We start from the raw sequence: 13,555 nt of genomic DNA, 5'->3' as shown, positions 1-13,555 counted from the left end.
GCGCTTACCGGGCCTACAAAACCGTAGGCCTGTGCAAGCGCAGCGCCGCCAGGCAAAACAACCTTAACGACGACGCCCCAGCTTCACCGCCTTCAGCACCACAAACTTGTTGTTCGTCGCGATGGTGACGCAGTTGCCGAAAATTTTCTTCAGCTTGTGGAAGTAGTCCAGGTGGCGGTTCGCCACGATGTACAGCTCGCCGTTGATTTTCAGACAGCGGCGCGCGTGGTGGAACATCTCCCAGGCGACGTTATCCGTCAGGGCATGCTTCTGATGGAACGGCGGGTTACAGAACACGGCGTTGAAGCGGAACGGCTCCACGCCGGAGAGCGCGTTGTTGATCATAAACTCGCAGCGATCCAGCGCCTCTGGCAGGTTAGTTTCCACGTTCAGACGACTGGAGGCCACCGCCATTGGCGATTCGTCGCTAAACACCACGCTGGCGTCCGGGTTTTTCGCCAGCAGCGTCAGGCCAATCACACCGTTCCCGCAGCCCAGGTCGACGATCTCCCCTTCCAGATTTTCCGGCAGATGTTCCATAAAGAAGCGTGCGCCGATATCCAGGCCGGTACGGGAGAAGACGTTCGCATGGTTGTGGATGGTCCAGTCGGTGCCTTCCAGCTTCCAGCTCAGCGTCTCTGGCGCGTCGGCCAGCTCCGGTGCGCTAAACGTACAGTTGATCAGGCGCGCTTTTTTCCAGGCAAGCGTAGTGGTGGTTGGACCGAGGACTTTCTCGAACAGCTCCAGCGTCGACGTGTGGATATCGCGTGCCTTGGCACCCGCGATAATACGGGTTTCTGGCGTGACGACTTTTCGCAGCGCGCGCAGCTGTTGCTCCAGCAGCGCCATGGTTTTTGGCACTTTAATCAGCACTACACCCGGCGCCTGCGGGTACTCCGCGGTGCTGTCGAGGAACTTCACGCTGGATTCGTCGATTTCGTTATGGCGCAGGTTTTCACGCGTCGCCAGCTCGCTTAAGTAAGAATCGCCGATGCTGTAAGGTTTGTGCTCCGCCAGGGCGCAGCCCAGCGCGCCGAATGCATCATTCAGGATCAGAACCGGCCCGAGGATTTCGGTATCATCCAACTGCTGCAGCAGATACTCATCCGCCGCTTCCCACGCCTGAAGCGGGTTAACGTCGTCCGTTTCCGGGAAACGTTTAAGGTTGAGTGAACGGAAACCGTTGTCTAAGTGGCTCATCGGCCCTCCTGAATGGTAAAATTTGGCGTATCCCTGAAAAGGGTGCGTGAGTATACCCGTTTTATTGTCGATTTGGGGCGTTGATGAACCAACTTACTTATCTCCAGGGCTACCCGGAGCATTTACTTTCTCAGGTTCGCAGCCTGATTGCCGAGCAGAAGCTGGGCGCGGTGCTGGAAAAACGCTACCCCGGTACGCACGATTTCACGACCGATAAAGCCCTCTGGCAGTATACGCAGGATCTGAAAAGCCGGTATCTGAAGAGCGCGCCGCCGATCAACAAGGTGATGTACGACAACAAAATCCACGTTCTGAAAAACGCGCTCGGCCTGCACACCGCTATCTCCCGCGTGCAGGGCGGCAAGCTGAAAGCCAAAGCCGAGATCCGCGTGGCGACGGTTTTCCGTAACGCACCGGAAGCCTTTCTGCGGATGATCGTGGTCCATGAGCTGGCGCACCTGAAAGAGAAAGAGCACGACAAAGCGTTCTATTCCCTGTGCTGCCACATGGAGCCGCAGTACCACCAGCTGGAGTTTGATACCCGGCTGTGGCTGACGCATTTATCGTTAAAGAGTAATGCGCAGTAACGCACGCGAATTGTCATGATGACGTGCTACAGTGGTTAAAGGTTCCCCGCTACGGAGTACGTAAACGTTTATGATACGTTTCGCAGTCATTGGAACGAACTGGATCACGCGCCAGTTCGTCGACGCCGCCCACGAAACCGGCAAACTTAAACTCACCGCAGTCTATTCCCGCAGCCTTGAGCAGGCGCAGAGTTTTGCGAATGATTACCTCGTCGAGCATCTCTTCACCTCTCTCGACGAGATGGCGCAAAGCGACGCCATAGACGCGGTGTATATCGCCAGCCCGAATTCCCTGCACTTCCCCCAAACGAAGCTGTTTCTCAGCCATAAAAAGCATGTGATTTGCGAGAAGCCGCTGGCGTCGAATATCCAGGAAGTGGAAGCCGCCATCGCGCTTGCCCGCGAAAACCAGGTGGTGCTGTTCGAAGCGTTCAAAACGGCCAGCCTGCCGAATTTCCTGCTATTGCAGCAGTCGCTGCCAAAAATAGGCAAAGTGCGTAAAGCCTTCATCAACTATTGCCAGTACTCGTCGCGCTATCAGCGTTATCTGGACGGTGAGAACCTCAATACCTTTAACCCGGCCTTCTCTAACGGCTCGATTATGGATATCGGTTTTTACTGCCTGGCCTCTGCAATCGCGCTGTGGGGCGAGCCGCACGGCGTCACGGCCACGGCCAGCCTGCTGGAAAGCGGTGTGGATGCGCACGGCGTCGTGGTGCTGGATTACGGCGATTTCAGCGTCACGCTGCAGCACTCTAAAGTCAGTGATTCTGTGCTGCCGAGCGAAATTCAGGGCGAAGCCGGGTCGCTGGTGATTGAGAAGATTTCCGAGTGTCAGAAAGTGAGCTTTGTGCCGCGCGGCGGTAAAGCGCAGGAGCTGACGCAGCCTCAGCATATTAACACTATGCTCTATGAGGCAGAGGTCTTCGCCCGTCTCGTGGAAGACAACGAAGTGAATCACCCGGGCCTCGCGGTGAGCCGCACCACGGCGAAGCTGCAAACGGAGATCCGCCGTCAGACCGGCGTGGTGTTCCCGGCAGACGGCGTGGGCGCAGAAGCTATCGCGTAAAGCTGTGTAATGAAAAGGCGCAGACCATTGACGAAACCGATGGTCTGACATATTTTGTTACCTGCAAAGGGGAGTAACTTCTTCGCCGGTGGATCGTCATTACGATGCGTGCAAAATCGCATCCGGTCGCCGGGCAACCTTCGTGGTTGTAAGTGAGACCTTGCCGGAAGGCGAGGTCTATGCATAAAAAGCTAACGGCTATCGTCTTCTGACCATAGCCGTTTTTGTTTTTTTATGTGTAAGGAAAATAGTATGCATTCTGTCGGCACTCCAATGTTGTGGGGCGGATTCGCGGTTGTCGTGCTCATCATGCTGGCGATCGACCTCTTTTTGCAGGGGCGTCGCGGTGAGCACGGCATGTCCATAAAGCAGGCCGCCGTCTGGTCCCTGGTATGGGTCACCCTCTCTCTGCTCTTCTGTGCTGCCTTCTGGTGGTACCTGGCCTCAACCGAAGGCCGTGCGGTGGCCGATCCTCAGGCGCTCGCCTTCCTCACCGGCTATCTGATTGAAAAAGCCCTCGCGGTCGATAACGTCTTCGTCTGGCTGATGCTGTTCAGTTACTTTGCCGTGCCTGCGGCGCTGCAGCGCCGTGTGCTGGTCTATGGCGTGCTGGGTGCGATTATCCTGCGTACGATCATGATCTTCGCCGGTAGCTGGCTGATTACCCAGTTCGAATGGCTGCTGTACGTCTTCGGCGCGTTCCTGCTGTTCACCGGGGTCAAAATGGCGCTGGCGAAGGAAGATGAAACCGGTATTGGCGAAAAGCCGCTGGTCAAGTGGATCCGCAGCCACCTGCGCATGACGGATAAGATCGAGAGCGAGCACTTCTTCGTGCGCAAGAACGGTCTGCTATTTGCGACTCCGCTACTGCTGGTGCTGATTCTGGTTGAGCTGAGCGACGTGATTTTCGCCGTAGACAGCATTCCGGCCATCTTTGCAGTGACGACAGATCCGTTCATCGTTCTGACCTCTAACCTGTTCGCGATCCTTGGCCTGCGCGCCATGTACTTCCTGCTGGCAGGTGCCGCAGAGCGCTTCTCGATGCTGAAGTATGGCCTGTCGGTGATCCTCGTGTTCATCGGTATCAAGATGCTGATCGTCGATTTCTACCATATCCCGATCGCTATCTCGCTCGGCGTGGTGTTCGGCATTCTGATCGTGACGCTGATTATCAATACCTGGGTTAACCGCCAGCACGATAAGAAGCAGCAGGTTTAGTGCGTTTTGCCGGGTAAGCGCAGCGCCACCCGGCACTTCCGTTAACCAATAGTTAAAAAACATGACGCAACACGTAAAATCCAGCATTTTACTCTTCCGCCTTGCCCTGCTTTCCCTGATACTCAACCAGGCAAACAAATACTTACATCCGGACATAAATGTGACTTAGAGCACATACAGGATGGAACGCAATTTCACTCAGGAATAACGTATGAGCACACAATCAAGCGGTCTGTTCGCGCGCCTGGCGCAGGGCAGCCTCGTTAAACAAATTCTCGTCGGGTTGGTACTGGGCATTCTGCTGGCAATGGTGTCAAAACCCGCTGCAGAAGCCACCGGGCTTCTCGGCACCCTCTTTGTTGGCGCCCTGAAGGCCGTCGCACCGGTTCTGGTTCTGATGCTGGTCATGGCCTCCATTGCCAACCACCAGCACGGACAAAAAACCAACATTCGCCCTATTCTGTTCCTGTATCTTCTGGGAACCTTCTCCGCTGCCTTAACGGCCGTGGTATTTAGCTTCCTGTTCCCGTCTACGCTGCACCTGACCAGCGCGGCCGGTGACATCACACCGCCGTCCGGCATTGTGGAAGTGCTGCGCGGTCTGCTGATGAGCATGGTATCCAACCCCATCACGGCGCTGATGAACGCGAACTACATCGGCATCCTGGTCTGGGCGATTGGTCTGGGCTTCGCGCTGCGTCACGGCAACGAGACCACGAAAAATCTGGTCAACGATTTATCGAATGCCGTCACCTTTATGGTGAAACTGGTGATTCGTTTTGCGCCAATCGGTATTTTCGGGCTGGTCTCCTCCACGCTGGCCACCACCGGTTTCGACGCGCTGTGGGGCTACGCGCAGCTGCTGGTTGTTCTGGTCGGCTGTATGCTGCTGGTGGCGCTGGTGATCAACCCGCTGCTGGTGTTCTGGCAGATCCGCCGCAACCCGTATCCACTGGTGCTAACCTGCCTGCGTGAGAGCGGGGTGTATGCCTTCTTCACCCGCAGCTCTGCGGCAAATATCCCGGTTAACATGGCGCTGGCGGAGAAGCTGAAGCTGGACCGCGATACCTATTCCGTGTCGATCCCGCTGGGTGCGACCGTGAACATGGCGGGCGCGGCAATCACCATCACCGTGCTGACCCTGGCAGCGGTACATACCTTAGGTGTTCCGGTCGATCTACCAACGGCGCTGCTGCTGAGCGTGGTGGCTTCTCTGTGTGCCTGTGGCGCGTCCGGCGTGGCGGGTGGCTCGCTGCTGCTGATCCCACTGGCATGTAACATGTTCGGTATCCCGAACGAGATCGCCATGCAGGTTGTGGCCGTCGGCTTTATCATCGGCGTATTGCAGGACTCCTGCGAAACGGCGCTGAACTCCTCAACCGATGTGCTGTTCACCGCAGCGGCCTGTCAGGCGGAAGACGCGCGTTTAGCGAAGAACACTCTGCGCGGTTAAAAAGAAAAGCCCGGTGGCGGCTACGCCTTACCGGGCCTACAAGGTAAATGCAAAACGGCAACATGTGTTGCCGTTTTTAATGTTTGTACCAGCTCCCCGTGGGAGAGGGCCGGGGTGAGGTCACCAGCCCGCACTCAACCTAAAGCGTCACACCACTCTTAAAGATCGCCAGCTCGCGAAAATCGTTCTTCTCATTGCAGGTCTGTCTGCCGCTGGCAAACGCCACGATGGCGTCCACGAACTCCGTCAGCAGCTGCGGCATCGCTTTGCCGTGAATCAGCTGGCCTGCGTCGAAATCAATCCAGTGCTTTTTCTTCGCCGCCAGCTCGCTGTTGGTCGCGATTTTGACCGTCGGCACAAAGCCACCGTACGGCGTGCCGCGACCGGTACTGAACAGCACCATGTGGCAGCCAGCCCCCGCCAGCGCGCTGGTGGCGACCGCATCGTTACCCGGTGCGCTCAGCAGGTTCAGACCGTGGGTTTTCAGGCGCTCGCCGTAACGCAGGACGTCCACGACCTGGCTTGCCCCCGCTTTCTGGGTACAACCGAGGGATTTCTCTTCAAGCGTCGTGATCCCGCCCGCTTTGTTACCCGGCGACGGGTTCTCATAAATCGGCTGATTATGGGCGATGAAGTACTGTTTGAAGTCGTTCACCATGGTGACGGTCTTCTCAAACGTCTCTTCGTCGCGGCAGTGGCTCATCAGAATGCGCTCTGCGCCGAACATTTCCGGCACCTCGGTCAGCACCGTTGTGCCGCCGTTAGCGATCACGTAATCCGAGAAGCGGCCCAGCATCGGGTTCGCCGTGATGCCGGACAGGCCATCGGACCCGCCGCACTCCAGACCAAACTTCAGCTCGCTTAGCTTGCCCGGCTGGCGTTTATCGTGACGCATCACCTCGTACAGCTGGTGCAGATGTTCCACGCCCGCCTCCACTTCGTCATCCTGGTGCTGACATACCATAAAATGAACGCGCGCCGGGTCAAATTCGCCCAGCGTGTCGCGGAAGGCATCGACCTGGTTGTTTTCACAGCCGAGGCCAATCACCAGCACCGCTCCCGCGTTAGGGTGGCGCACCATGTTTTGCAGCATAGTGCGGGTGTTGATATGGTCGTCGCCGAGCTGCGAACAGCCGTAGGTATGGCTGAAGAGATGTACGCCGTCGGTACCCTCGGCATCGTGTGTCTCTTTCAGAAAACGCGTCTGGATCTGGCGTGCGATGCCGTTCACGCAGCCGACGGTTGGAAGGATCCACAGCTCGTTGCGGATCCCCACCTCACCGTTCGCACGACGGTAGATCTGCACGTCCCGATCCGCCGCCTGCTCTTCTTCCGACTGGAAATCAGGTTGATAGCTGTACTCGTCAAGATCGCTCAGATTTGTGCGGGTGTTGTGGGAATGAATATATTCACCCGGCGCAATATCCGCCAGTGCATGACCGATGGGCAAGCCGTACTTCACCACGTTCTCCCCTTTCGCAATGGGGATCAGGGCAAACTTGTGTCCACGCCCAACGGCCTGGCGTAACGTCACCGACTGGTTGTTGAAGGTCACTTCCGTCCCTTCGGTTAAATCTGCCAGCGCGACGGCAACGTTATCCAGCGAATGGATTTTGATGTATTGCATATCAACCTCAGACGGCCTTAGTTCAGTTCAATGGCGAAGTAGTCACGCGCATTGTTAAAGCAGATGTTTTTCACCATGTCGCCCAGCAGCTGGATATCGGCTGGCGCTTCGCCTGCGTGAACCCAACGGCCAATCATCTGGCACAAAATGCGGCGGAAATATTCATGGCGCGTATAGGACAGGAAGCTGCGGCTGTCAGTCAGCATGCCGACAAAGCGGCTCAGCAGGCCAAGCTGTGCCAGCTGCGTCATCTGACGCTCCATGCCATCTTTCTGGTCGTTGAACCACCAGCCGGAACCGAACTGCATCTTGCCCGGCATCCCTTCGCCCTGGAAGTTGCCAATCATGGTGCCCAGCACTTCGTTATCGCGCGGGTTCAGGCAGTACAGGATGGTTTTGGGCAGCAGGTTTTGTTCGTTCTGTTTGCTCAGCAGTTTAGATAACTCTTCCGCCAGCGGGCGATCGTTGATGGAGTCAAAGCCCACGTCAGCACCGAGCAGTTTGAACTGACGCTGGTTGTTGTTGCGCAGCGCGCCGATGTGGTACTGCTGTACCCAGCCGCGACGGGCGTATTCCGCACCGAGGAACACCAGCACCGCCGTTTTAAACTGCGCCACGTCGTGCTCGTTAAGCGTTTCATCCGAGAGACGACGCGCCAGAATGCTGTCCAGCTCGGCTTCGCTGGCGTCCGCAAACAGCACCACGTCCAGCGCATGGTCAGAGACTTTACAGCCATGTGCCGCAAAGTGATCCAGACGTTTGGTCAGCGCGGTTTGCAGATCGGCGAAACGGCGGATATCGGTATCGGACACCTCGGCCAGCTTCGCCATGTAATCGTTGAAGGTGGCCTGTTCGATGTTGAAAGCTTTGTCCGGGCGCCAGCTTGGCAACACTTTAATATCGAAAGAGGTATCTTTCGCCACGACAGCGTGATGTTCCAGGGAGTCAATGGGATCGTCGGTGGTACCCACCATCTTCACGTTCATCTGCTTCATGATACCGCGTGCGGAGAAGTTATCCTGCGCCAGCAGTTCGTTGCACTGGTCCCAGATTTCATCCGCAGTGGCAGGTGAAAGCAGTTTTCCGGTGATGCCAAACGGACGGCGCAGTTCCAGATGGGTCCAGTGAAAGAGCGGGTTGCCGATCGTGTGTGGAACCGTCGCGGCCCAGGCGTCAAACTTCTCGCGGTCGCTGGCGTCGCCGGTACACAGGCGCTCAGCCACACCGTTGGTGCGCATCGCACGCCATTTATAGTGGTCACCCTTCAGCCAGATGTCATACAGGTTTTTGAAACGGTAATTTTCGGCAACCTGCTGCGGCGGCAAGTGGCAGTGGTAGTCGAAAATCGGCTGGTCTTTGGCATAGTCATGGTACAGACGGCGAGCAAATTCGGTATCTAGCAGAAAATCGTCAGTCATAAACGGCGTCATTATCGTCATCCTCATTACGGGAGCGTCAGAAAGCGTATGTTCATATGCTGCAAAGTTATCACACCAATTTCCATCGGCAGACGTTTTTTTCGTGAGTAAGATCAATAAACGCCAACAAATAAATCCCCCTGAATGACGTAAACTCTTCTCCACCCCGCGCCAGTACTGGCTTCATCCGCAAAGCAGAATGCCCACACAAATAATCATACATTTGTGATGTCACTCACCTTTTAAAGTTGTATGACAAGTTATCTTTTCGCCGTCGCAAACCATAAGCCGACGGAATGCATTGCCGGTGTGAAACATCGGATTTAACGGTACGGATACCGACTGAAAGACGCTTACTGATGGCAAAGTTCGGGCCGTTCCGGAAACACCTTCCGGCTACGCCCCTCCCGTTACACAGCTGCTCCCGGAAACGGTTGAGAGGTTGCCGTGCTCTGGCACGGAAATAACATAACGATGAGGTTTTAGATGCGTAAAATTAAAGGGTTACGTTGGTATATGATCGCACTGGTGACGCTGGGTACCGTGCTGGGCTACCTGACGCGTAACACCATAGCGGCGGCGGCGCCTACGCTAATGGAAGAGCTGCACATTTCAACCCAGCAATATTCCTACATCATTGCGGCCTACTCCGTGGCTTATACCATTATGCAGCCGGTTGCTGGCTATGTTCTGGATATTTTAGGCACCAAAATCGGCTATGCCTTCTTCGCCGTCACCTGGGCCATTTTCTGTGGCGCAACGGCGCTGGCAGGCAGCTGGGGCGGGCTCGCGCTGGCGCGTGGTGCAGTAGGTGCCGCCGAAGCGGCAATGATCCCGGCAGGGCTGAAAGCCAGCTCCGAATGGTTCCCGGCGAAAGAGCGTTCCATTGCTGTCGGATACTTCAACGTGGGGTCGTCGATTGGCGCGATGATTGCACCGCCGCTGGTGGTGTGGGCTATCGTGATGCACAGCTGGCAGCTGGCGTTCATTATCTCAGGCGTGCTGAGCTTCGCATGGGCAATGGCGTGGCTGATTTTCTACAAGCATCCGCGCGACCAGAAAAAACTCTCCGAAGAAGAACGCGAATACATTATTGGCGGTCAGGAAGCGCAGCATCAGGTCAACAACGGCAAGAAACTGTCCGTCTGGCAGATCCTGGGCACCCGTCAGTTCTGGGGTATTGCCCTGCCGCGCTTCCTCGCTGAGCCTGCCTGGGGGACGTTCAACGCGTGGATCCCGCTGTTCATGTTTAAGGTCTACGGCTTTAACCTGAAAGAGATCGCGATGTTCGCCTGGATGCCGATGCTGTTCGCCGATCTGGGCTGTATCGTGGGTGGCTACCTGCCTCCGCTGTTCCAGCGCTGGTTTGGTGTGAACCTGATTGTCTCCCGTAAAATGGTCGTGACCATGGGCGCGCTGCTGATGATTGGACCGGGGATGATTGGCCTGTTCACCAGCCCTTACGTGGCTATCGCGCTGCTGTGCGTTGGCGGTTTTGCTCACCAGTCACTTTCCGGCGCGCTGATTACGCTCTCGTCTGACGTCTTCGGCCGTAATGAAGTCGCCACCGCTAACGGCCTGACCGGGATGGCGGCATGGACTGCAAGTACGCTGTTTGCGCTGGTAGTGGGTGCCCTGGCAGACACCATCGGCTTTAGCCCGCTGTTCGCCGTGCTGGCCGTCTTCGACCTGATGGGTGCGGTAGTGATCTGGACGGTACTGAAAAACAAATCCGCCGAGGAACTGCAGAAAGAGACGCTCGGGAAACCGGCCACGCAGAGTTAGCATCGCTGTGCCGGGTGGCGGCTTCGCCTTACCCGGCCTACAAAACCCGTAGGCCCGTGCAAGCGAAGCGCCGCCGGGCATTAAAGGCCGCTCCGTAGCGGCTTTTTTCATGTCAAAATCTGGAGAGTGGCACGCAGAAGTGGTATAACAAATCATCTGCCGTACCCTGCCTGGAGCGCATATGGACATCACCGAACCACGTCGTTTATATCAACAACTTGCTGCGGAGCTGAAAGATCGCATCGAGCAAGGCGTCTATCTTGTCGGTGATAAACTTCCCGCCGAGCGTTTCATTGCCGATGAAAAAAGCGTGAGCCGTACCGTCGTGCGTGAAGCCATTATCATGCTGGAAGTGGAAGGCTATGTTGAGGTCCGCAAAGGCTCCGGTATTCATGTGATTTCCAATCAGCCTAAACACTCTCCGGTAACGGATGAAAGTCTGGAATTCGCCAGCTATGGTCCGTTTGAGCTGCTCCAGGCTCGCCAGTTAATCGAAAGCAATATTGCCGAATTTGCCGCGACGCAGGTGACCAAGCAGGACATCATGAAGTTAATGGAAATTCAGGAGAACGCCCGCAAAGAAAAATGTTTCCGGGATTCTGAGTGGGACCTGCAGTTTCACGTCCAGGTTGCGCTGGCAACCCAGAATACGGCGCTGGGGGCAATCGTTGAGAAAATGTGGACTCAGCGCGTTCACAACCCTTACTGGAAAAAACTGCACGATCATATCGATTCCCGCACCGTCGACAACTGGTGTGACGATCATGATCAAATCCTTAAGGCGCTGATTCGTAAAGATCCTCACGCGGCAAAACTGGCGATGTGGCAACATCTGGAAAATACCGAGCAGATGCTGTTCAATGAAACCAGCGACGACTTCGAATTTAACGCAGACCGCTATCTTTTTGCTGATAATCCAGTGGTTCATCTTGATACGGCACCCAGTGCCGCAAAATAGATGACCTTTCTGCTGACAGGCGCTTCGCTGCGCCTTCCGGCTTAAGTGGGTAAGCAAAACATATATAGTGTCAGCCTTTGTAAATCCCCTCGCTCACTTCCAGGGCTTACGCCAAAATCACCTCACCCTGCAAATTCTGTGACGCAGAACGTTGGGCTTTGTTACAATTGGATTCACTTCGTTATTTTGTAAGTTAGTGCTTGCTAACCAGCCAATTAACAGGGAACAGTGTTGGCCACACCGCAATGTGTCCGCGAGCGACCATAATGAAATCACAACAATGTCGCCGTACTGTTTGTCCCGGCTAACAGGCGTGACGTTAACCGATTTCCAGGAACACTGAATGGAACTTTTGACTCAACTACTGCAAGCCCTCTGGGCGCAGGATTTTGAAACGCTGGCCAACCCTTCCATGATTGGCATGCTCTATTTTGTCTTATTTATGATCCTGTTCCTGGAGAATGGTTTGCTGCCTGCGGCCTTCTTACCGGGTGACAGTTTGCTTGTGCTTGTCGGTGTGCTGTGTGCCAAAGGGGCAATGGCATTCCCGCAAACCGTTTTATTACTGACCATCGCGGCCAGCCTCGGCTGCTGGGTAAGTTATATCCAGGGAAGGTGGCTGGGCAATACCCGGATCGTACAGAACTGGCTTTCTCATCTGCCGGCGCATTACCACCAGCGGGCGCATCACCTTTTCCATAAGCACGGGCTTTCCGCACTGCTGATGGGCCGCTTTATTGCCTTTGTGCGCACCCTGCTGCCCACCATTGCCGGGCTGTCCGGGTTGAGCAGCACGCGCTTCCAGTTCTTTAACTGGATGAGCGGCCTGCTGTGGGTGCTGATCCTGACGACGCTGGGCTATGCGCTGGGTAAAACACCGGTCTTCATGAAATACGAAGATCAGCTGATGTCTTGTCTGATGCTGCTTCCAGTGGTTCTGCTGGTCTTCGGCCTGATTGGCTCGCTGGTCGTTCTGTGGAAGAAAAAGTACGGAGCGCGAGGTTAACGATGGTTATCTCTCCCCTCGCCCTGCGCCGTTCTGCCTGTGCATTCATTGTACTGATGTTCCTCTGCGCCCTTCTGCTGGCCTGGAGCGCGCTTTCACATGAGGAATCTACGCTGGCCATTCGTCCGGTTAATCAGGGCGCCAGCGTGCCCGACGGTTTCTCTGTCTGGCATCATCTGGACGCGAACGGGATCCGCTTTAAAAGCATTACGCCGAAAGACGATGTGCTACTGATCAAGTTTGACTCCCGCACGCAAAGCGCCGCGGCGAAAGCGGTTCTTGACCGTACGCTGCCGCGTGGGTATATCATTGCCCAGCAGGAAGATGACAACCAGCCAGCGGCGTGGCTGTCATTGATTCGCGATACGTCGCATCGGTTTGGATAATTACCAGGATTCCGAATCTTTTCACTCACTTTGGTGAATCCCCCGTTTACTTACTATGCTTAAGTACGCGGAGCACCCCTCGAATGTACTCCGCATCATTCTGGAAAGCGGCTTACGCCGCAACACAATGGAAGGTTTCGATAATGAAATTCCGCATGACTCTGGCTCTGGCCCTTTTTTCTTTAAGCACAGCGACCTTCGCCAACTCTCTCTGTCAGGAGAAAGAACAGGATATTCAGCGTGAGATCGGTTATGCCGAAAAGCATAACAATCAGCACCGTGTTGATGGTCTTAAAAAAGCGCTGAACGAAGTGAAAGCAAACTGTACAGACAGCAAGCTACGTGCCGATCATCAGAAAAAAATCGCTGAACAGAAGGACGAGATAGCCGAGCGCCGTCAAGACCTGCAGGAAGCGAAAGAGAAAGGGGATGCGGAAAAAATTGCTAAGCGCGAGAAGAAGTTGAAAGAAGCGCAGGACGACCTGAAAGCGCTGGAAGCTCGCGATTATTGAGTTAACGGAAATCTCAACAGGAGAGAATCATGTCAAAAGATACGACGTCTGAACATCTGCGCGCTGAACTGAAATCCCTGGCCGATACCCTTGAAGAGGTGTTGAACTCTTCCGCCGACAAGTCGAAAGAAGAAGTGAGCAAGCTGCGTAGCAAAGCGGAGCAGGCGCTGAAAGAGAGCCGCTACCGCCTGGGTGAAACCGGTGATGCACTGGCAAAACAGACCCGTGAAGCGGCGGCTCGCGCGGACGAATATGTGCGCGATAATCCATGGACGGGGGTAGGTATTGGTGCCGCCGTCGGTGTGGTACTGGGTGTTCTTCTGACGCGTCGTTGAT

Annotated in this window: 13 protein-coding genes; 10 read left to right on the top strand and 3 right to left on the bottom strand. The window is 55.5% G+C overall.

The genetic code is table 11. The annotated features are described in order from the left end of the window. Positions 1 to 63: 63 nt before the first annotated feature. The gene (gene rlmG, locus O1723_RS03180; RefSeq protein ID WP_014885317.1) at positions 64 to 1,200 is read right to left on the bottom strand and encodes a 23S rRNA (guanine(1835)-N(2))-methyltransferase RlmG; all 1,137 of its coding nucleotides are present in this window, start codon (positions 1,198 to 1,200) and stop codon (positions 64 to 66) included. Positions 1,201 to 1,283: 83 nt separating this feature from the next. Here rlmG and O1723_RS03175 point away from each other — a divergent pair, with 83 nt between their 5' ends. From O1723_RS03175 to sstT, 4 genes are all read left to right on the top strand, one after another. Continuing rightward, positions 1,284 to 1,787 (top strand): YgjP-like metallopeptidase domain-containing protein, encoded by a 504-nt coding sequence (locus tag O1723_RS03175; protein WP_014885318.1) that lies wholly within the window; start codon positions 1,284 to 1,286, stop codon positions 1,785 to 1,787. A gap of 70 nt (positions 1,788 to 1,857) precedes the next feature. Further along, positions 1,858 to 2,856, top strand: a complete 999-nt coding sequence (locus tag O1723_RS03170; protein WP_023337833.1) for a Gfo/Idh/MocA family protein — start codon at positions 1,858 to 1,860, stop codon at positions 2,854 to 2,856. Between the two features lie 252 nt (positions 2,857 to 3,108). After that, complete coding sequence (locus O1723_RS03165; RefSeq protein WP_014885320.1) at positions 3,109 to 4,074, top strand: TerC family protein; 966 nt, start codon at positions 3,109 to 3,111, stop codon at positions 4,072 to 4,074. A 211-nt stretch (positions 4,075 to 4,285) separates the two neighbouring features. After that, the gene (gene sstT, locus O1723_RS03160; RefSeq protein WP_479983859.1) at positions 4,286 to 5,527 is read left to right on the top strand and encodes a serine/threonine transporter SstT; all 1,242 of its coding nucleotides are present in this window, start codon (positions 4,286 to 4,288) and stop codon (positions 5,525 to 5,527) included. Between the two features lie 139 nt (positions 5,528 to 5,666). Here sstT and O1723_RS03155 read toward each other — a convergent pair whose 3' ends face one another. Continuing rightward, complete coding sequence (locus O1723_RS03155; RefSeq protein ID WP_023337835.1) at positions 5,667 to 7,154, bottom strand: UxaA family hydrolase; 1,488 nt, start codon at positions 7,152 to 7,154, stop codon at positions 5,667 to 5,669. Positions 7,155 to 7,171: 17 nt separating this feature from the next. Then, positions 7,172 to 8,584: a glucuronate isomerase gene (gene uxaC / locus O1723_RS03150; RefSeq protein WP_248191314.1), complete on the bottom strand. Its 1,413-nt coding sequence runs from the start codon at positions 8,582 to 8,584 to the stop codon at positions 7,172 to 7,174. 474 nt (positions 8,585 to 9,058) lie between these two features. Here uxaC and O1723_RS03145 point away from each other — a divergent pair, with 474 nt between their 5' ends. The 6 genes from O1723_RS03145 (at position 9,059) to O1723_RS03120 (ending at position 13,554) form a co-directional block, all read left to right on the top strand. Continuing rightward, positions 9,059 to 10,357, top strand: coding sequence for an MFS transporter (locus O1723_RS03145; protein WP_479983858.1), 1,299 nt, complete (start codon positions 9,059 to 9,061; stop codon positions 10,355 to 10,357). A 181-nt stretch (positions 10,358 to 10,538) separates the two neighbouring features. Next, positions 10,539 to 11,315: a transcriptional regulator ExuR gene (gene exuR / locus O1723_RS03140; RefSeq protein WP_479983857.1), complete on the top strand. Its 777-nt coding sequence runs from the start codon at positions 10,539 to 10,541 to the stop codon at positions 11,313 to 11,315. 343 nt (positions 11,316 to 11,658) lie between these two features. Further along, complete coding sequence (gene yqjA, locus O1723_RS03135) at positions 11,659 to 12,321, top strand: DedA family general envelope maintenance protein YqjA (RefSeq protein WP_014885326.1); 663 nt, start codon at positions 11,659 to 11,661, stop codon at positions 12,319 to 12,321. 2 nt (positions 12,322 to 12,323) lie between these two features. Then, positions 12,324 to 12,707 (top strand): EnvZ/OmpR regulon moderator MzrA, encoded by a 384-nt coding sequence (gene mzrA, locus O1723_RS03130; protein WP_014885327.1) that lies wholly within the window; start codon positions 12,324 to 12,326, stop codon positions 12,705 to 12,707. Positions 12,708 to 12,850: 143 nt separating this feature from the next. Beyond that, on the top strand, positions 12,851 to 13,219 hold the full coding sequence (locus O1723_RS03125) for a DUF1090 domain-containing protein (protein WP_032645308.1): 369 nt from the start codon (positions 12,851 to 12,853) through the stop codon (positions 13,217 to 13,219). A 29-nt stretch (positions 13,220 to 13,248) separates the two neighbouring features. Continuing rightward, positions 13,249 to 13,554, top strand: a complete 306-nt coding sequence (locus O1723_RS03120) for an ElaB/YgaM/YqjD family protein (RefSeq protein WP_008503141.1) — start codon at positions 13,249 to 13,251, stop codon at positions 13,552 to 13,554. The last annotated feature ends 1 nt before the right edge of the window (position 13,555 follow it).

It is taken from the genome of Enterobacter cloacae complex sp. HYC080_NIDB, assembly GCF_056673325.1.
Note: the sequence above shows the minus strand (reverse complement) of the source record. Positions and strands in the feature narration are given on the sequence as shown.